The organism is Streptomyces yatensis (genome assembly GCF_018069625.1).
In the GTDB taxonomy this organism is placed as follows: domain Bacteria; phylum Actinomycetota; class Actinomycetes; order Streptomycetales; family Streptomycetaceae; genus Streptomyces; species Streptomyces yatensis.
This window is the reverse complement of sequence record NZ_CP072941.1, coordinates 6514440-6533747: the sequence shown is the minus strand read 5'-3', so window position 1 is coordinate 6533747 and position 19308 is coordinate 6514440. Positions and strand designations below refer to the sequence as shown.

Below are 19308 nucleotides of genomic sequence, written 5' to 3'. Positions count from 1 at the left end.
GGGGTCGGCTGAAGAGCCTTTTGGCGGCACTCAGTGCCGCCTTCACGGCCATCCTGCCCCGTTCGTCATCGTTCGGAAACCCTCTTGACACGCTCGACTGTCACATCGCCGCCGAGTCGGTGATCCAGCGCGGTACAGCGCCTCCCCGCCGAGACGGTGCGCACCGCCTGCCCCAGCGCGCGGCGCGAGCCGACCAGCACGACAAGGCGCTTGGCACGGGTCACCGCCGTGTACAGGAGGTTGCGCTGCAACATCATCCAGGCCCCGGTGGTCACCGGAATCACGACGGCCGGGTACTCACTGCCCTGTGACCGGTGGATGGTCACCGCATAGGCATGAGCCAGCTCGTCCAGCTCGTCGAAGTCGTACGGTACCTCCTCGTCCTCGTCCGTCCGCACGGTCAGCCGCTGCTCATCGGTGTCGAGTGAGGTGACGACGCCAACCGTGCCGTTGAAGACCCCGTTGGCCCCTTTCTCATAATTGTTACGGATCTGGGTCACCTTGTCGCCGACGCGGAAGACCCGGCCGCCGAAGCGGCGCTCCGCGAGGTCCGGCCGGGCCGGGGTGATGGCCTGCTGAAGCAGTCCGTTGAGCGTGCCCGCGCCCGCCGGGCCGCGGTGCATCGGGGCCAGAACCTGCACGTCACGGCGGGGGTCGAGGCCGAACTTGGCGGGGATGCGGCGGGCCGCGACATCGACCGTGAGCCGCCCGGCCTCCTCGGTGTCGTCCTCGACGAAGAGAAAGAAATCCGAGAGGCCCTGGGTGACCGGCGGCACCCCCTCGTTGATCCGGTGGGCGTTGGTGACCACACCGGACTGCTGGGCCTGGCGGAAGATCCGGGTGAGCCGCACCGCCGGGACGGGGCTGCCGGGGGCCAGCAGATCGCGCAGCACCTCCCCGGCGCCCACGCTGGGCAGCTGGTCCACATCCCCGACGAAGAGCAGATGGGCACCGGGCGGGACCGCCTTGACCAGCTTGTTGGCCAGCAGCAGATCGAGCATCGACGCCTCGTCGACCACCACCAGATCCGCGTCGAGCGGGCGGTCCCTGTCATAGGCCGCGTCCCCGCCGGGCTTGAGCTCCAGCAGCCGGTGGACGGTGGACGCCTCGGCGCCGGTCAGCTCGGACAGCCGCTTGGCGGCCCGGCCGGTGGGCGCCGCGAGCACCACCTTCGCCTTCTTGGCGCGGGCCAGCTCCACCACGGACCGCACGGTGAAGGACTTGCCGCAGCCCGGCCCGCCGGTGAGCACCGCGACCTTCTCGGTCAGCGCGAGCCGCACCGCCTGGCTCTGCTCGGGCGCCAGATCGGCGCCGGTGCGGCGGGCCAGCCAGCCCAGCGCCTTGTCCCAGTCCACCTCCCCGAAGGCGGGCAGCCGGTCCTGCTCGGTGCGCAGCAGCCGCAGCACCTGGCCGGCGAGGGAGATCTCGGCGCGGTGGAAGGGCACCAGATAGACGGCGGAGACCGGCTCGCCGCCCTCCGGGCCCGGAACCGGCTCGCGCACCACGCCCTCGTCCTCGGCCGCGAGCTCCCCCAGGCAGTCGATGACCAGACCGGTGTCCACCTGGAGCAATTTCACGGCGTCCGCGATGAGTTGCTCCTCGGGGAGATAGCAGTGCCCCTGGTCGGCGGACTGGGACAGCGCGTACTGCAGACCGGCCTTCACCCGATCGGGGCTGTCATGCGGAATGCCCACCGACTGGGCGATCTTGTCGGCGGTGAGGAAGCCGATGCCCCAGACGTCGGACGCCAGCCGGTACGGCTCGTTCTTCACGACCGAAATCGACGCGTCGCCGTACTTCTTGTAGATCCGCACCGCGATGGAGGTGGAGACGCCCACCCCCTGGAGGAAGACCATCACCTCCTTGATGGCCTTCTGCTCCTCCCAGGCCGCTGCGATCATCTTGGTGCGCTTGGGGCCGAGGCCCGGGACCTCGACCAGCCGCTTGGGCTCCTGCTCGATGACATCGAGGGTGTCGACGCCGAAGTGCTCGGTGATCCGGTCGGCGATCCGGGGGCCGATGCCCTTGATCAGCCCCGAGCCGAGATAGCGCCGGATGCCCTGGACGGTGGCGGGGAGGACGGTCTGGTAGTTCTCGACGGTGAACTGTTTGCCATATTGCGGATGGGAACCCCAGCGGCCCTCCATTCGCAGCGACTCGCCCGGCTGGGCGCCCAGCAGCGAGCCGACCACGGTCAGCAGATCGCCGGAGCCCCGGCCGGTGTCGACCCGCGCGACCGTATAGCCGTTCTCCTCATTGGCGTAGGTGATCCGCTCCAGGACCCCTTCGACCACCGCGAGTTTGAGCATGCCCCGACCGTACCGCCGGGAGGCGACAGGCGGTTCGGGCCTGTGGACAACGCCTGTGGACAACCCGGGAACAACCCGTGGAGACCTCGGGGGCAACGCCCGCGGGGAAGAGCGGGGCCCTCGGCCCCGCGGCGGAATATCACGATCCGGTTTCACCGGCGACCGACCCCTTGTCTCCGTCGATGTAATCGATTCCAATCCATGTAATCGATTCCACAAGGAGGTGGACGATGCCGGCCATCAAGGACGTGGCGCGGCGTGCCGGGGTCTCCGTCGCGACGGTCTCACGGGTGCTCAATGACCACCCCTCCGTTCGCCTGGACACCCGTGAACGGGTGCTCGCCGCGGTCGCCGACCTCGGCTACCGCCCCAACGCGGTGGCCCGCTCGCTGCGCACCGATCAGACCCGGACCCTGGGGCTGGTCATCAGCGATGTGCTGAATCCCTTCTTCACCGAGCTGGCCCGCTCGGTCGAGGACGCCGCCCGCGAGCTGGACTACAGCGTGATCATCGGCAACGCCGACGAGCGGCCCGAACTCCAGGACCACCATGTGCGCACCCTGATGGACCGCCGCATAGACGGCCTGCTGGTCAGCCCCACCGACGGCGGCTCCCCGATGATGCTGGCCGCCGCCCGCGCCGGCACCCCCATGGTCTTCGTCGACCGCTGGATCGAGGGCGAGGGCCTGGACGCGGTGCCGGTGATCCGCACCGACGGGCGGGGGGCCATCCGCGATCTGGTGGACCACCTGTGCGGCCTGGGGCACCGCCGGCTCGCGATCATCGCGGGCCCGGCGGCCACCACGACCGGCCGCGAACGGGTGGACGCCTTCCGCTCCGCGCTGCGCGAGTTCGGTCTGGCGCTGTCCGAGGACCACATCGGCCAGGGGGACTTCCAGGCCGACAGCGGCCGCCGGGTGACCGCCCGCTTCCTCGATCTGCCGCACCCCCCGGACGCGATCTTCGCCGCGGACAACCTGATGGCTCTCGGCGCGATGGACGAGATCCGCGCGCGGGGGCTGCGGGTGCCGGACGACGTGGCGCTCGCCGCGTTCGACGACATCCCCTGGTTCGTCCACACCGATCCGCCGATCACCGCCGTCGCGCAGCCGACCGGAGCGCTCGGCCATGCCGCCGTACGCGCGCTGATCGACCTCGTCGAGGGGCGGCCCGCCGAATCGGTGACCCTGTCCGCCCGTCTGGTCACCCGCCGCTCGTGCGGCGAGCCCGAAGGGAGCAAGCAATGAGTTCCGAATCCGAGCCGTCCTCCCCCCGCGCCGCCGACGCGGTCGCGTCGGGGGCATCGAACCCGGGCCCCACGCCCCCGGACGACCAGTCCCTCACGTCCCTGCCCTCCCCCGGCAGCGCCTCGGCTCCGGGAGCCGAGGCTCCGGGAGCGGGCACGGGCGCCGAGTACGCGGGCGCCAGGGCCGGGGGCACGGGTGGCGCCGGGGCGGAACTGCTGCGCATGGAGGGCGTCCGTAAGACCTTCCCCGGGGTGATCGCCCTGGACGGGGTGGACTTCGATCTGCGCCGGGGCGAAGTGCACGTCCTCCTGGGCGAGAACGGCGCTGGCAAGTCCACGCTGATCAAGATGCTCTCCGGCGCGCACCGCCCCGACGGGGGCCGGATCCTGGTCGACGGCGGCCCGGTGCGCATCCACAGCGCGCAGGACGCCGAGCGGCTCGGGATCGCCACCATCTACCAGGAGTTCAACCTCGTCCCGGACCTCACCGTGGCCGAGAACATCTTCCTGGGCCGCCAGCCGCGCCGCTTCGGCATGATCGACCGCAAGACCATGGACGAGCGCGCCGCCGAGCTGCTGGCCCGGGTCGGGGTGGACGTCGCGCCCCGGACCCGCGTCCGGGACCTCGGTATCGCCCGGCTGCAGATGGTGGAGATCGCCAAGGCGCTGAGCCTGGACGCCCGCGTCCTGATCATGGACGAGCCGACCGCCGTGCTCACCACCGAGGAGGTCGACAAGCTCTTCCGGATCGTGCGCACGCTGCGCGCGGACGGGGTGGGCGTCGTCTTCATCACCCATCACCTGGAGGAGATCGCCGCCCTGGGCGACCGCGTCACCGTGCTGCGCGACGGCCGCAGCGTCACCCAGGTCCCGGCCACCACCGAGCAGGACGAGCTGGTGCGGCTGATGGTGGGCCGCTCCATCGAGCAGCAGTACCCACGGGAGCGCACGGACGCCGGTGACCCCCTGCTGAAGGTCCGGGGGCTCACCCGGAACGGCAGCTTCCAGGACATCGGCTTCGAGGTGCGCGCCGGGGAGGTGGTGGGCCTGGCCGGGCTGGTCGGCGCGGGCCGTACGGAGGTCGTCCGGGCGCTGTTCGGCGCCGACCCGTACGACTCCGGCTCCGTCGAGGTGCTCGGCCGCCCGCTGGCCCGGCATGACGTGGTGGCCGCCATGCGGGCCGGGATCGGTCTCGTTCCCGAGGACCGTAAGGGCCAGGGCCTGGTCCTGGACGGCAGCGTCCAGGAGAACCTGGGCCTGGTCACCCTGCGCGCCGCCACCCGCGCGGGGCTGGTCGACCGGGCCGCCCAGCGGAGCGCGGCGGCCGGTGTCGCCGAGCGGCTGGCCGTCCGGATGGCCGGGCTGGACCAGCGGGTGCGCACCCTCTCCGGCGGCAACCAGCAGAAGGTCGTCATCGGCAAGTGGCTGCTCGCCGACAGCAAGGTGCTGATCCTCGACGAGCCGACCCGCGGTATCGACGTGGGCGCCAAGGTCGAGATCTACCAGCTCATCAACGAACTCACCGCCTCCGGCCACGCCGTTTTGATGATCTCCAGCGATCTGCCCGAGGTGCTGGGGATGAGCGACCGGGTCCTGGTCATGGCCCAGGGCCGGATCTCGGGCGAGCTGACCGCGCGGGAAGCGACCCAGGACGCCGTGATGGCCCTGGCAGTGAAGGACGTCAAGGGCGCCGACGAAGGAGTCGGCGGCAACGAAAAGGAGGGCTCCCGTGGCCACTGACACGCTTACGAAGGACCCCGGGGGCTCGGCGGTGCTGCGCCGCGTGCTGCTCGACAACGGCGCCCTGAGCGCCCTGGTGCTGCTGGTGGCGGCCATGTCGCTGCTCTCCGGCGACTTCCTCACCACCGGCAATCTCCTCAACGTCGGCGTCCAGGCGGCGGTCACCGCGATCCTCGCCTTCGGCGTCACCTTCGTCATCGTCGCCGCGGGGATCGACCTGTCGGTCGGCTCGGTGGCCGCGCTGTCGGCCACCGTGCTCGCCTGGTCGGCGACCTCACAGGGGCTGCCGGTGTGGATCGCCGCGCTCCTGGCCGTCGTCACCGGTGTCGCCTGCGGTCTGGTCAGCGGGGCGCTGGTCGCCTTCGGGAAGCTGCCGCCGTTCATCGCCACGCTGGCGATGCTGTCGATCGGCCGCGGCCTGGCCCTGGTGATCTCCCAGGGCAGCCCGATAGCCATCCCCGACTCGATGTCCGGCCTCGGCGACACCATCGGCGGCTGGCTGCCCATCCCGGTGCTCGTGATGATCGGCATGGGGCTGATCACCGCGGGTGTGCTGGGCCGTACGTACGCGGGCCGCGCGATGTACGCGATCGGCGGCAACGAGGAGGCCGCCCGGCTCTCCGGAATCCGGGTGACCCGCCAGAAGCTGGTCATCTACGCGCTCTCCGGCGGCTTCGCGGCCGTCGCGGGCATCGTGCTCGCCTCCCGGCTGTCCTCCGCGCAGCCGCAGGCGGCCGTCGGCTACGAACTCGACGCGATCGCCGCGGTCGTCATCGGCGGCGCGAGCCTGTCCGGTGGCGTCGGTAAGGCGTCCGGCACGCTCATCGGCGCGCTGATCCTCGCGGTGCTGCGCAATGGGCTCAACCTGCTGGAGGTCTCCCCCTTCTGGCAGCAGGTCGTCATCGGTGTCGTCATCGCGCTCGCGGTGCTGCTGGACACGCTGCGCAGGCGGGCCGGGGCGAGCCCGGGCGCGCCGGGGGCCGCGGCGGGCGGATCGTCCGGTGGCGGCCGTAAGAAGGCCGTCAACGCGGGCAAGTTCGCGCTGGCCGCCGTGGTCGTCGCCGCCATCGCCGTCGGTGCCTCCGTCTGGCGCTCCGGCTCCTCCGGGGGCGCGTCCACCAAGGTCGGGCTCTCGGTCTCCACCCTCAACAACCCCTTCTTCGTGCAGCTGAAGGCGGGCGCCCAGGAGGAGGCCAAGCGGGCCGGGGTCAGCCTCACGGTCACCGACGCCCAGAACGACGCCTCCCAGCAGGCCAATCAGATCCAGAACTTCACCAGCCAGAACATGAAGTCGATCATCATCAACCCGGTCGACTCCGATGCCGCGGGCCCCTCCGTCCGGGCCGCCGACAAGGCGGGCATCCCGGTGCTGGCCGCCGACCGTGGCGTCAACAAGGCGAAGATCGCGACCCTGGTGGCCTCGGACAACATCACGGGCGGCAAGCTGGCCGCCAAGACGCTCGCCGAGCGGCTCGGAAAGAAGGGCACGATCCTGGTGCTGCAGGGCACCCCCGGCACCTCCGCCTCCCGTGAGCGCGGTAAGGGCTTCGCGGAGGGCCTGAAGGCGTACCCGGACATCAAGGTCGTCGGCAAGCAGACCGCCGACTTCGACCGGGCCAAGGGGCTGGATGTGACCACCAATCTGCTCCAGGGCCACCCGGGCATCGACGGGATCTTCGCCGAGAACGACGAGATGGCGCTCGGCGCGGTCAAGGCGCTCGGCTCCAAGGCGGGCAAGTCCGTCGACGTCGTCGGCTTCGACGGCACCCCGGACGGGCTCAAGGCCGTCGAGAACGGCACCCTCGCCGCGACCGTCGCCCAGCAGCCGAAGGAGTTGGGCCGGATGGTGGTGCGAAACGCCGTCAAGGCGGCCAAGGGGCAGAAGATCGACGGCACGGTGAAGGTGCCGGTGAAGGTCGTCACGTCGAAGTGACAAACGAAAGGACGTGCGGATGCACGACTACGACCTGCTGGTCGTGGGGTCGGCCAACGCCGATCTGGTGATCGGAGTCGACCGCCGCCCCGGGGCCGGCGAGACCGTCCTCGGGTCGGACCTCGCGGTCCACCCGGGCGGCAAGGGGGCCAACCAGGCCGTCGCCGCCGCCCGGCTGGGGGCCCGGACGGCGCTGCTGGCCCGGGTCGGCGACGACGACTACGGCCGGCTGCTGCTGGATTCGCAGGCGAAGGCCGGGGTCGACACCGTCGGCGTCCTCGTCGGCGGCGCGCCCACCGGGGTCGCGCTGATCACGGTGGACCCCTCGGGAGACAACAGCATCGTGGTCTCCCAGGGGGCCAACGCCCGGCTGACCCCCGGGGACGTCCGGGCCGCGGCGAGCCTGCTGGCCGCGGCGCGGGTGGTCTCGCTGCAGTTGGAGATCCCCCTGGAGACGGTCGCCGAGGTGGTCCGCGCTGCGTCCGCGGGCTTCGGCGGCCGGCCCGGGCCGCGGGTGGTGCTCAACCCCTCGCCGACCGCGCCGCTGCCCACCGATGTGCTGGCCGCCTGTGATCCGCTGGTGGTCAACGAGCACGAGGCGCGGTTCCTGCTGAGCGACGCCCCGGTGGGGTCCTCGGACGACCCCGAGGAGTGGGCCGACGCCCTGCTGTCGCGCGGTCCGCGCTCGGTCGTGGTGACCCTGGGTGCCGAGGGCGCGCTGGTCGCCGACGGCGACCGTACGGTGCTGGTGCCCAGCCCCGCGGTGACGGCCGTGGACACCACGGGCGCCGGGGACGCCTTCACCGGTGCGCTCGCCTGGCGCCTCGGCGTCGGCGACGACCTGCCGACCGCGGTGCGGTTCGCGGTGCGCGTGGGCTCGGCCGCGGTGACCCGGGCCGGGGCGCAGGCGTCCTTCCCGAACGCCGAGGAGGTGGCGGCGCTGTGAAGCGGTCCGGGATTCTCAACCGCCATCTGAGCGCGGGCATCGCCCTGTTGGGCCACACCGACACGGTGATGGTGTGCGACGCGGGCCTTCCGATACCGGACGGGCCGTTCGTGGTGGACCTCGCCTTCACGGCCGGGGTGCCGTCGTTCGAGCGGGTGCTCACCGGGCTGCTGGACGAGCTGGTGGTCGAGGCGGCCACGGCGGCGCGGGAGGTACGCGACCACAACCCCGGGGCGACCGCCCTGCTCGACCGTCTCTTCCCGGCTCCCGCGCTGGACCTGGTCCCGCATGAGGAGCTGAAGACGATGACGGGACGGGCGAGGCTGGTGGTGCGTACGGGGGAGGCGCGGCCGTACGCGAATGTGCTGCTGCGGTGCGGGGTGCCGTTCTGAGACCCGCGAACGCGCCGCCGAGGCGTGCGAACTGAGCCGCTGAGGCGTACGACGCGCCGCTGAGCCGCGGGCCCGGCGGGGCGCGGGACATTTCGAGGGGCCCGGCCGTGGTCCGGGCCCCTCGTTTTCCCCTCCCAGGGCTTCCTCTCGATCCCCCCCGGATCCCCCCGGAAGCCCGATGCCAGATACGACCCGCCAAGGGCCGGAACGGTTGCACGGCGATCGGCGAAAGATTTTTCCGGGGCGCGACAACCTCGGGTGGGGCCGGACGTCTGGTGGGATGAAGGCGGGTTCCGGAACGGGTCCTTCGGGCCCTCGGTGCGCGCCTCCCCATCAGCGTTCGCTCAATCCTTCCGGGAGTCGTTCCGTATGCAGCACGACCGCGCCAAGAAGCCCAACCGCCGTCTGCGCCCCTGGATCCTGGGGTCGGCCGCCGGTATCGCCCTGATCGTGGGCGGGGGCATCGCCGCCCAGGCGGCCACCGGCGACCACGCCGGCCCGGCCAAGCCGGCCCCGGCGGCAACCTCGAAGCCCGCGCCCACCAAGCCGGCGCCCACCGAGCCGCCCACCAGCAAGCCCGCGCCCACCAAGCCGGCGCCCACCGAGCCGCCCACCAGCAAGCCCGCGCCCACCAAGCCCGCGCCCACCGAGCCGCCCACCAGCAAGCCCGCGCCCACCAAGCCCGCGCCGACGGAGCCGCCGACCAGCGCGCCCGAGCCCACGAAGCCCGCGCCCACCGAGCCGCCCACCAGCAAGCCCGAGCCCACCGAGCCCGCCCCCGCCAAGGCCGGTCGCTAGCCACAACCACGGATGGGGCGGGGCCGGTTCCGGAGCCGGCCCCGCCCCACCGATGAGGTGAACGAGGACGATGCAGCTCACTCTTGTCCTGCCCTGGTGGACCCGGCTGCTCCGCCGCGCCCGGACGACCGCCTCGACACCGCCGGTGGAGACGGGGCGCGCCGGGCGGCGGCTGCGGGCGCTGAGGCCGGTGGGCGGCCGGGGCGACGGGGAGCCCGGCCCCACGCTGGCCGATCTGTACCAGGCCCGGCGGCTGGACATGATCCGGCTGGCGGTCTTCCTGGTGGACGATCTGCACACCGCCGAGGACGTCGTCCAGGACGCCTTCGCCGCCGTCTGCCGCCGGCACGGCTCACGGCTGGACAGCCTCCAGGACGCGCACGCCTACCTGCACACCGCCGTGGTCAACGCGGCCCGCTCGGTGCTGCGCCGACGGCGTACGGCGCGCGCCTACACCCCGCCGTACCAGGGGCCGGGAGCGCCGGTGGACGAGCCGCTGCTGCTCGCCGAGGAACACCGGCAGGTCCTCGACGCGCTGGCCCGGCTCACCGCGCGGCAGCGCGAGGTGCTGGTGCTGCGCTACTGGTCGGAGCTGACCGAGGCCCAGATAGCCGAAACGCTGGGCGTCTCCCGAGGCACCGTGAAGTCGACCGCGAGCCGTGCGCTCGTCACTCTGGAAAAGCTGCTGGAGGCGGCCCGATGAGCACTCCCCCACCCGTCGAGGAACGGTTGCGCGCCGCGCTCGACGCCCGTGCGCGGCTCATCGACGCCCATGAGCTGTCCCCGTACCGGCCGCCCACCGGCCCGGCCTGGGGCACCCGGCGGATCCGGCGGGTCGCGTCCACCGTCGCCGTGGCGGCGGCAGCGGCGGCGGCCGTGGCCTTCCTGCTGCTGTCCGGCTCCCCGGAGGACCACCGCCCGACCCCGCCCGCCCGCGACCCCCGCACCTCGCCTCCGGCCACCTCGGTCCCCTCGTCCCACACGGGGACGCCGACCCGGCCCTCCCCCACCTCACCGCCCGGAACCCCGACCTCGACCTCCGCCGCCACCCAGGGCTGACGCGATCCCGGACGCCCCCTCAGAGCACCAGCGCCCGATAGCGGTCGGCGACCTCGGCCAGGACCTCCGCGCCGTCCCGGGCCCACAGGTCCGGGTTGAAGATCTCCACCTCGATCGGGCCGGTGTAGCCCGTGGCGTCGACCTGTTCGCGGAACCAGCGGAAGTCGACCGAGCCGTCGCCGAGTTGGCCCCGGCCCAGCAGGACGCCCTCGGGGAGGGGCGTGATCCAGTCGGCGAGCTGGAAGGCGGCGATGCGGCCGCCCGCGCCCGCGCGGGCGATCTGGTCCGCCACGGTGTCGTCCCACCACAGGTGGTAGGTGTCCACGATCACGCCCACCTGGTCCGCCGGGAAGCGCTCGGCCAGGTCGAGGGCCTGGGCGAGGGTGGAGACCACACAGCGGTCGGAGGCGAACATGGGGTGCAGGGGCTCGATGGCCAGGCGGACGCCGTGGTCGGCGGCGTACGGGGCCAGCTCGCCCAGTGCGTCGGCGATGCGCTCGCGGGCGGCGAAGAGGTCGCGGCTGCCGGGCGGGAGGCCGCCGGAGACCAGGACCAGGGTGTCGGTGCCCAGGGTGGCGGCCTCCTCGATGGCCCGGCGGTTGTCGGCCAGGGCCGTGGCGCGCGCCTCGGGCTCGCTCGCGGTGAAGAAGCCGCCCCGGCACAGGCTGGTGACGGTCAGGCCCGCGTTCCGCACCAGCTCGGCGGCCTCCTCCACGCCGTACTTCTGGACCGGCTCGCGCCACAGGCCCACGCCCGTGACGCCCGCCTTGACGCAGCCCTCGGCCAGCTCGGGCAGCGACCACTGTTTGATCGTTTCCTGGTTGAGGCTCAGCCGGGACAAGGCGCTCATCGGGTGACTCCGTACACGGACAGCAGGTCCTTCATCCGGGACTCGGCCAGCCCCGGATCCGGGAACAGGCCGAGGCCGTCGGCGAGTTCGTACGCCCGCGCCAGATGCGGCAGCGAACGGGCCGACTGCAGGCCGCCGACCATCGTGAAGTGCGACTGGTGGCCCGCCAGCCAGGCCAGCAGCACCACGCCCGTCTTGTAGTAGCGGGTCGGGGTCTGGAAGAGGTGGCGGGAGAGTTCCACCGTCGGGTCCAGCAGCGCCCGGAAGGCGGTGGCGTCACCGGTGTCCAGCCTGCGCACGGCCTCGGCCGCCAGCGGGCCCAGCGGGTCGAAGATGCCGAGCAGGGCGTGGCTGAAGCCCCGGTCGTCGCCCTCGATCAGCTCGGGGTAGTGGAAGTCGTCGCCCGTGTAGCAGCGCACCCCGTCCGGCAGTTTGCGCCGCAGGTCGATCTCGCGCTGGGCGTCCAGCAGGGAGACCTTGATGCCGTCGACCTTGTCGGGGTGGGCGGCGATCACATCGAGGAAGGTGCGGGTGGCGGCGTCCAGGTCGGTGCTGCCCCAGTAGCCCTCCAGGGCCGGGTCGAACATCGGGCCCAGCCAGTGCAGGATCACCGGCTCGGCGGACTGGCGCAGCAGATGGCCGTAGACCTCGAGATAGTCCTCGGGGCCCTTGGCCACGGCGCACAGGGCGCGCGAGGCCATCAGGATGGCCTGGGCGCCGGACTCCTCGCAGACGGCGAGCTGTTCCTCGTAGGCGGCCCGGACCTCGGCCACGCTGTAGGGGTAGCCGATCTCGGTGGCGGGGAGCTGGTCGGTGCCGACGCCGCAGGCGATCCGGCCGCCGACCGCCTTCGCCTCGGCCGCCGAGCGGCGGATCAGCTCGGCGGCGCCCGCCCAGTCCAGGCCCATGCCGCGCTGGGCGGTGTCCATGGCCTCGGCCACGCCCAGTCCGTGCGACCACAGATGGCGGCGGAAGGCCAGGGTGGCGTCCCAGTCGACGGCGGCCGGGCTGTCGGGGGTCACATCGGCGTACGGGTCGGCCACCACATGGGCGGCCGAGAAGACGACGCGGGAGGTGAAGGGGGCCCCGGGGGTGAGCGACAGCGGTTCGGTGCGGGGTTCGTAGGGCCGGGTCGTGCCGCCCGGCGCGGGGAGGTGGACGGTCACAGGCTCAGCTCCGGTACGTCGAGCCGGCGGCCCTCGGCCGACGACTTCAGGCCCAGCTCGGCGAGCTGGACGCCGCGCGCCCCGGCCAGCAGGTCCCAGCGCCAGGGCTCGTCGAGCGCGACATGGCGCAGGAAGAGCTCCCACTGCGTCTTGAAGCCGTTGTCGAACTCCTCGTTGTCCGGCACCTCCTGCCACTGCTCGCGGAAGGACTCGGTGGCGGGCAGATCGGGGTTCCAGACCGGCTTGGGGGTGTGCGAGCGGTGCTGGACGCGGCAGTTGCGCAGCCCCGCGACGGCCGAGCCCTCGGTGCCGTCGACCTGGAACTCGACCAGCTCGTCACGGTTGACCCGGACCGCCCAGGAGGAGTTGATCTGGGCGATGGCGCCGCCCTCGAGCTGGAAGACGCCGTAGGCCGCGTCGTCGGCGGTGGCCTCGTACGGCTTGCCCCGCTCGTCCCAGCGCGTCGGGATGTGGGTGGTGGCCTGCGCCTGGACGGTGCGCACGGCGCCGAACAGCTCGTGCAGCACGTACTCCCAGTGCGGGAACATGTCGACGACGATGCCGCCGCCGTCCTCGGACCGGTAGTTCCAGGAGGGCCGCTGGGCGCTCTGCCAGTCGCCCTCGAAGACCCAGTAGCCGAACTCCCCGCGCACGGAAAGGATTCTGCCGAAGAAGCCGCCGTCGATGAGCCGCTTGAGCTTCAGCAGCCCCGGCAGGAAGATCTTGTCCTGGACGACCCCGTGCTTGACGCCCGCCGCCTCGGCGAGCCGGGCCAGCTCCAGGGCGCCTTCCAGACCGGTGGCGGTCGGCTTCTCGGTGTAGATGTGCTTGCCCGCCGCGACGGCCTTCTTGATGGCCTCCTCGCGGGCGGCGGTGACCTGGGCGTCGAAGTAGATGTCGACGCGCTCGTCCGCGAGCACGGCCTCCAGGTCGGTCGAGACGTCCGCGACCGGGTCGAGGCCGTGGCGCTCGGCCATCTCCTTGAGCGCGTGTTCCCGGCGGCCGACGAGCAGCGGCTCGGGCCACAGCACGGTGCCGTCGCCGAGGTCCAGGCCGCCCTGTTCGCGGATGGCGAGGAGAGAGCGGACGAGGTGCTGGCGGTAGCCCATCCGGCCGGTCACACCGTTCATGGCGATCCGCACTGTCTTGCGTGTCACGTGGGTTCTTCTCCTCACCGCGAGTAACAGTAAGCGCTTTCTAGAATCAACGCTAACCGCCCCGCCCCGCCCCTGTACAGAGCGAACACGGGGGCGAACGCGGGACAGTCAGCGCTTTAGCGCAGCGTCAGCCGATAGCGCAGGGGCGAACGCCCGGTGATCAGGACCCGCTGTCCCGCCGGGGTCAGATCGCCGGCCATCCAGCTGTAGCGCTCACCGGAGTCCACGACGGCGGGCTGGCGCGGACCGCTGCCGTTACCGGGCCCGAAGGTGATCACGTCATCGCCCGCCGTATAGGTCCCGTACCCCTTGACCAGCTGATACGTGTCCTTCTGGCCGGTCACGGGAGCGACCCCGGTCAGCTTTCCGCCGGAGCGGAAGCACAGTTCGAGGGCGAACGGGACCTCGGACTCGCCGATCTCGACGTCCAGGTTCCAGCCGCCGTCGGCCTCCGCGATCCGTATCTCGGTGCGCAGGGTGCGCCACTCCTTGGGGCGGTGCGGGAAGTCCATCGCGGACCAGAACCGGCCGTCGTCGGTGAGCGGATACCGCCCGTCGGGGCGGCGGTGCTGGGGCGGCAGCGGCAGATGGTATCCGGCCCGCACCTCGGCCCACAGCCGCCAGCCGTCCGCCGTGCGCTCCACGTCCTCGGCACGGAAGTGGCCGAGCGAGAAGAACTGCGGGGACAGCCGGAGCGAGTCCAGGACGGCCGCGCCCTTGCGCCATTTGAAGAACGTCGGGTTGGTGGACAGCCCCGAGGAGATCGCGTGGACGTCGGGGAAGTCGGTGCCGCCGAAGACGGTGGTCCTCCTGTCCCCCTTCGCGATCCGCACCAGCCCGCAGTCCCGGTCGTGGAAGGTGAACTCCCCGGGCGCCCCGGTGGCCTCGGGCAGCGGCGCGGCCAGCTCCGGATGGTCCAGCACCTCGGCCAGGAAGTCCCCGAGCGGCGTCTCGTCGAAGGTCTGGTCCGCCCCGCGCCGCTGGATGGTGGCGGCGACGGCCGCGAACCGCCCGTCCCGCTCCCGCAGCGCCAGCGCCCGGAACTGCAGCCAGTACTCGGACAGATGCTTGAGGCTCTTCTGATCCTGGCGGCGCGAATGCACCGTCTCCACCTCGCCGTTCGGCTCCAGGAGGTGCAGGGTGGCCTCCAGATTGCGGCGCACATGGTCATGCAGCCGCGGGCGCTCGGTGAGCCGGGCGAGGGTCAGCAGCGACGGGTTGGTGACGATGGGCGCGTAGGTGGCGCTGCGCTCGCTGTACTGGCCGCTGTCGTACTGGTCGATGCCCTCGGCCAGCCAGGCGTCGATACGGCGGGTGAAGCGGGCGTCGGGCCAGAAGGAGTTGATCCGGGCCAGCGCGGCGCACACCTTCCAGCGGTGGTTGGGGGTGTGCACCCCGCCGGTGGACAGGCCCTTGCCCGCCTTGAGCAGGATCGTCTTCAAGGTGGCGCGGATCGCCCGGGTGCCGCTGTGGCCGTCCGCGTCCAGCAGGCCGTACACCAGGCCCAGATCGACGATCGAGAAGGCGGTGTCCGGGGGCGAGTGGACCGCGCCCTGGTCGTAGAGGCCGTCGTCGAACTGGGCGGCGGCCAGCGCGTCCACGAGCCGGGTCATCGGCGCGAGCAGCGCGCCGTCGTGGTGATGGGCGGCGTCGCCCCACACATGCACGGAGCTGAGCAGCCGCAGGCTCCGGGCGGCGGGGCGCGCCTGGCCGAGGTGGTCGAGCTGGTCGAGGACCGCGTCGAGCCCGTCCACGACCTCGGCCACCCGGGCGTCGGCCGCCTCGGTGAGCAGGGCCAGGAACGGCTTGTCGACCCGGCCCTCGGCGGAGACCCGGCCCGCGGCCGAGGCGGCCCCCGGAGCGCCGACGGCCAGCAGCCCGCCCGCGACGGCGGTCCCGGCGAGGAAGTGACGGCGGGGCAGGGGTGTCATCGGTGGTGCTCCGTGGCTCTCATCGGTGGTGCTCCGTGGCCTCTCATAGGTGGTGCTCCGTGGCTCTGGCGGCGATCGCGAGGGGGCCGGGGACGAGGAAGAGCAGCGGCGGATAGGCCCAGGCGCAGACGGCGGCGGTGGCGACGGCCAGCAGCAGCACGGCGCTCGCGCGGGGCCCGCGCACGCTGGCGTACGCCGCCGAGCGCAGCGCGGCCCGCCAGCTCGTCGCCGACTCGGGCCGGGCGCAGGCCCGCAGACAGACGACGGCGAGCAGTCCGGCCACGGCGAGCAGCGCGGGCCGGAAGACCACCGCGCCCGGCAGCCCCGCCCCCGCCGCGAGCGCGTTGAACAGCAGCAGGACGCCGCCGGCCAGCAGCCCCGCCCCGGCCAGCAGATCGCCGGTGCGCAGCCGCCTCCGCAGCGCGCGGAGGTAGCCGCCCGCCGTGGTGGGCGCGTCCTGGCGCACCCGCCGGTCCAGCACGGCGCAGGCCGTGGACATGGCGGCCGGGGCGGTGATCAGCGGCAGCGAGGCGGCGGCCGTGGCCAGGCCCACCGCCAGGACGTCGGCGAAGAGGGCGAAGCGCGGGCCGAACAGCTCGCCGGGTTCACGTTTGGTGGCGGTGTCCATGCCCGGTCACCCCTTCAGTCCGGAGCTGGCCATGCCCTCGACCAGGAACCGCTGGAAGGCGAGGAAGAAGAGCACGATGGGCAGCAGCGCGAACACCGACATCGCGAACATCGGGCCGAAGGCCGACTGGCTGGAGGCGTCCACGAAGGACCGCAGGGCCAGGGTCAGGGTGAACTTCTCCGGCTCGAAGAGATAGATGAGCTGGGTGAAGAAGTCGTTCCAGGTCCAGATGAAGGTGAAGATCGCGGTGGTGATCAGCGCGGGCCGGGTCAGCGGCAGGATGACGCTGAAGAACGAGCGGAAGGGCCCGCAGCCGTCGATCCGCGCCGCCTCCTCCAGCTCACGCGGCAGTCCGCGCATGAACTGCACGATGAGGAAGACGAAGAAGGCGTCGGTGGCCAGGAACTTCGGCAGGATCATCGGCCAGTAGGTGTTCACCATGCCGAGCTGGTTGAAGATGATGTACTGCGGAATGAGGATGGCGTGGTGCGGCAGCATGATCGTCGCAATCATGAAGGCGAAGAGCGGACCGCGCATCCTGAACCGCAGCCGCGCGAAGGCGTACGCGGCGAGCGAGCAGCTGATGACGTTGCCGAGCACCGCACCGCAGGCGATGAGCAGCGAGTTCCACAGCAGCCGTCCGACGCTGACCTCGTTCACCCCGTCCAGGGCGGTGGAGTAGTTGCTCCATTCGAAGTGGCTGGGCAGCAGCTTGAGGCTGGCGATGACCTCGTCGGCGGGCTTGAACGAGGTCGCCAGCAGCCAGGCCAGCGGATAGAGCATCACCAGCAGCACGGCGATCAGGCAGGCGTGCAGCGCGATCCGGCCCGCGGGCCGCCGCCGCGCCGCCGGGCCGGCCGGGGCGGTGGAGATCGGGGCGGTGGTCATCGGCCCCCCTCGTTGGTGTCGTTGGCGTAGAAGACCCAGGCCCGGGAGGTGCGGAAGAGCACCGCGGTGACGACCCCGATGGCCAGCAGCAGCACCCAGGCCATGGCGGAGGCGTAGCCCATATGGGAGGCGGTGAAGCCGCGGTCGTAGAGGTAGAGCGTGTAGACCAGCGTGGAGTCGGCGGGTCCGCCCTTGCCCGCGCTGACCGCGAAGGCGGGGGTGAAGACCTGGAACGCCTGGATCATCTGGAGCACCAGGTTGAAGAAGAGCACCGGGGAGAGCATCGGGATGGTGATGGAGCGGAACTGCCGCCACCAGGAGGCCCCGTCGACCGCGGCGGCCTCGTACAACTCCACGGGTATCTGCTGAAGCCCGGCCAGGAAGATCACCATGGGGGCGCCGAACTGCCAGATGGTCAGCAGCGCGACCGACAGGATGGCCCAGCCCGGCTTGTTGATCCAGCCGCCGATGTCGATGCCCATACCGGAGAGCAGGTTGTCCACCGAGCCGCCGTCGTTGAAGATCGCCCGCCAGACCAGGGCGATGGACATCGAGGCGCCGAGCAGCGAGGGCGCGTAGAACGCCGAGCGGTAGAAGCCCTTGCCGCGCTTGACCGACTTCAGCGCGATGGCGACGGCGAGCGCCATGGCGAGCTGCAGCGGCACCGCGATCACGACGTACGTCAGGGTCGTGACGACCGACCGCCAGTAGCGGGGGTCCTCGGTGAACATCTGCGTGTAGTTGCGGAAGCCGATCCACTGGGGCGCGTCGAACATGTCGTAGTCGGTGAACGACAGATACAGGGACACGGCCATGGGCAGCAGGGTCAGCACGGCGGCGCCGAGCACCCATGGGGACAGGAACACCCAGGCGGCCCCCTGCCGCTCGCGCTTGGGCGCCCGCTTGCCGCCGGTGGCGGGGGGCGCGGCGCCCTGGGGGCGGGTCGCGGTCGCGGTCATTGCCTCAGCTCCGCCTTCGCCTCGGTGATGTAGTTCTCCGCCGCCTCGCGCGGCGACAAGCGCTCGTAGCTGACCTGGTCGTAGTCGCGCGAGAAGGTGCCCTGCAAGGAGGTGTCGCCCTTGGGCGGCGCGGGCGGCGGGTCCTTCAGCTTGCCCTCGAACTGCTTCTGGTAGGTGGAGATGACCTGGTCGAAGCCCTCCAGCTTGGGCAGCACGCCCTGCCGGATGGCGTCATTGGCCGGGATGCCGCGGGAGGCGCCGAGGATGGCGCCCGCCTCCTTGTCGTTGAGCAGGAAGTCGATGAACTGGGCCGCCTGCTTGGGGTGTCCGGTCTTCGCCGAGGCGCCGAAGAACATGGACGGCTTGAAGTACTGCCCGGGGGTGCCGTCCTCGCCGACCGGGAACGGTGCCATTTTCAGCCCCTCGCCGACGATGGCCGAATAGCCGCTCACGGGGGCGTCCCAGTTGAAGTCGGCGACCGACTTGAGCCGGCCCAGCGGGGTGTTCTCCACCGTGCCGTCCATCTGGGTGGTCTGCTCGGCGGAGGAGACCGCGCCCTCCTTGCGGAGCTTGGTGCACCACTCCCAGTAGCGGGTCAGATCGTCGGCGGTGAAGCCGAGCCGCGCGTCCTTGGTGTAGAGGGACTTGCCCTGGCCGCGCAGCCAGATCTCGAAGACGTCCTCGCTCTGGCCCGGATCGGTGGAGCCGACCCGCCCCTTCGTCGCCGGGGACGCCGCCAGCTTGCGCATCGCCTCCGCCCAGTCGTTCCAGGTCCAGGTCAAGGTGGGTTCGGGGACGCCCGCCTTGCGCCACAGGGTGGCGTCGTACGCCATCGTCTCGGTGCCGCGGGCCACCGGGAGCGCGTACTGCTTGCCGTCCACCACTCCGGTGGCCAGCAGCCCCTTGTCGATCTCCGAGGTGCGCAGCTCGGGGTGTTCGCCGAGGTTCAGCAGGATGCCGGAGGTGGCGTACTGGTTGATCTGCCGGTAGTCCAGCTGCATCACATCGGGGGCGTCGCCGCCCGCCGCCTGCGTGGCCAGCTTCGCCTTGTAGGTGTCGAAGCCCGCGAAGGACGTGCTGATGTCGATGTCGGGGTGGCGCTTCTCGAAGAGCTTGACAGCCTCTTCGGTGCGGGCGGCCCGGTCGGGGTTTCCCCACCAGGTGAACCGCAGGCTGACCTTGCCGCCCGAGCCGCCGCCGCCATCGCCGCCGCAGCCCGTGAGGGTCCCTGCGAGCGTGAGCACGAGAGCCAGGGCGCAGGACGCCTTTGTCCTGTTTCCGCGCATACCGGAGCCGACCTCCCTCC

At 71.9% G+C, this 19308-nt stretch carries 17 protein-coding genes; 8 read left to right on the top strand and 9 right to left on the bottom strand.

The features are described from left to right. Positions 1-65 precede the first annotated feature (65 nt). Positions 66-2309 carry an SF1B family DNA helicase RecD2 gene (recD2, locus tag J8403_RS27550; RefSeq protein WP_211125518.1) on the bottom strand — a complete coding sequence of 748 codons (2244 nt, stop codon included), beginning with the start codon at positions 2307-2309 and terminating at the stop codon, positions 66-68. Positions 2310-2539: 230 nt separating this feature from the next. Between recD2 and J8403_RS27545 the strand changes: the two genes are divergently transcribed. The 8 genes from J8403_RS27545 (at position 2540) to J8403_RS27510 (ending at position 10423) form a co-directional block, all read left to right on the top strand. Beyond that, positions 2540-3556, top strand: a complete 1017-nt coding sequence (locus J8403_RS27545; RefSeq protein WP_211125517.1) for a LacI family DNA-binding transcriptional regulator — start codon at positions 2540-2542, stop codon at positions 3554-3556. 221 nt (positions 3557-3777) lie between these two features. Further along, positions 3778-5295 (top strand): sugar ABC transporter ATP-binding protein, encoded by a 1518-nt coding sequence (locus J8403_RS27540; RefSeq protein ID WP_211128450.1) that lies wholly within the window; start codon positions 3778-3780, stop codon positions 5293-5295. After that, positions 5285-7228 (top strand): ABC transporter permease/substrate-binding protein, encoded by a 1944-nt coding sequence (locus J8403_RS27535; protein WP_211125516.1) that lies wholly within the window; start codon positions 5285-5287, stop codon positions 7226-7228. The genes J8403_RS27540 and J8403_RS27535 overlap by 11 nt, the downstream gene beginning before the upstream one ends. Before the next feature lie 19 nt (positions 7229-7247). Beyond that, positions 7248-8174 (top strand): ribokinase, encoded by a 927-nt coding sequence (gene rbsK, locus J8403_RS27530; RefSeq protein ID WP_211125515.1) that lies wholly within the window; start codon positions 7248-7250, stop codon positions 8172-8174. Further along, entirely contained in the window at positions 8171-8566 is a 396-nt protein-coding gene (gene rbsD, locus J8403_RS27525; RefSeq protein WP_137965848.1) for a D-ribose pyranase, read from the top strand. The genes rbsK and rbsD overlap by 4 nt, the downstream gene beginning before the upstream one ends. A gap of 369 nt (positions 8567-8935) precedes the next feature. After that, positions 8936-9364, top strand: a complete 429-nt coding sequence (locus J8403_RS27520) for a hypothetical protein (RefSeq protein WP_211125514.1) — start codon at positions 8936-8938, stop codon at positions 9362-9364. A gap of 70 nt (positions 9365-9434) precedes the next feature. Continuing rightward, positions 9435-10067 (top strand): SigE family RNA polymerase sigma factor, encoded by a 633-nt coding sequence (locus tag J8403_RS27515; protein ID WP_211125513.1) that lies wholly within the window; start codon positions 9435-9437, stop codon positions 10065-10067. Further along, positions 10064-10423 carry a hypothetical protein gene (locus J8403_RS27510; protein WP_211125512.1) on the top strand — a complete coding sequence of 120 codons (360 nt, stop codon included), beginning with the start codon at positions 10064-10066 and terminating at the stop codon, positions 10421-10423. The genes J8403_RS27515 and J8403_RS27510 overlap by 4 nt, the downstream gene beginning before the upstream one ends. A 19-nt stretch (positions 10424-10442) precedes the next feature. Here J8403_RS27510 and J8403_RS27505 read toward each other — a convergent pair whose 3' ends face one another. The 8 genes from J8403_RS27505 to J8403_RS27470 all read right to left on the bottom strand — a co-directional run bounded on the left by J8403_RS27505 (position 10443) and on the right by J8403_RS27470 (position 19288). Further along, positions 10443-11273, bottom strand: coding sequence for a sugar phosphate isomerase/epimerase family protein (locus J8403_RS27505; protein ID WP_211125511.1), 831 nt, complete (start codon positions 11271-11273; stop codon positions 10443-10445). Continuing rightward, positions 11270-12439, bottom strand: coding sequence for a dihydrodipicolinate synthase family protein (locus J8403_RS27500; RefSeq protein WP_211125510.1), 1170 nt, complete (start codon positions 12437-12439; stop codon positions 11270-11272). The genes J8403_RS27505 and J8403_RS27500 overlap by 4 nt, the downstream gene beginning before the upstream one ends. Next, positions 12436-13596: a Gfo/Idh/MocA family protein gene (locus J8403_RS27495; protein ID WP_211125509.1), complete on the bottom strand. Its 1161-nt coding sequence runs from the start codon at positions 13594-13596 to the stop codon at positions 12436-12438. The genes J8403_RS27500 and J8403_RS27495 overlap by 4 nt, the downstream gene beginning before the upstream one ends. Before the next feature lie 116 nt (positions 13597-13712). Next, positions 13713-15527 carry a hypothetical protein gene (locus J8403_RS27490; RefSeq protein WP_211125508.1) on the bottom strand — a complete coding sequence of 605 codons (1815 nt, stop codon included), beginning with the start codon at positions 15525-15527 and terminating at the stop codon, positions 13713-13715. A 43-nt stretch (positions 15528-15570) separates the two neighbouring features. Next, positions 15571-16155 (bottom strand): hypothetical protein, encoded by a 585-nt coding sequence (locus J8403_RS27485; RefSeq protein WP_211125507.1) that lies wholly within the window; start codon positions 16153-16155, stop codon positions 15571-15573. A 6-nt stretch (positions 16156-16161) separates the two neighbouring features. Then, on the bottom strand, positions 16162-17043 hold the full coding sequence (locus J8403_RS27480) for a carbohydrate ABC transporter permease (protein ID WP_093461948.1): 882 nt from the start codon (positions 17041-17043) through the stop codon (positions 16162-16164). Continuing rightward, positions 17040-18002, bottom strand: coding sequence for a carbohydrate ABC transporter permease (locus J8403_RS27475; protein WP_211125506.1), 963 nt, complete (start codon positions 18000-18002; stop codon positions 17040-17042). The genes J8403_RS27480 and J8403_RS27475 overlap by 4 nt, the downstream gene beginning before the upstream one ends. After that, positions 17999-19288 carry an ABC transporter substrate-binding protein gene (locus J8403_RS27470; RefSeq protein WP_211125505.1) on the bottom strand — a complete coding sequence of 430 codons (1290 nt, stop codon included), beginning with the start codon at positions 19286-19288 and terminating at the stop codon, positions 17999-18001. The genes J8403_RS27475 and J8403_RS27470 overlap by 4 nt, the downstream gene beginning before the upstream one ends. Between the last annotated feature and the right edge of the window lie 20 nt (positions 19289-19308).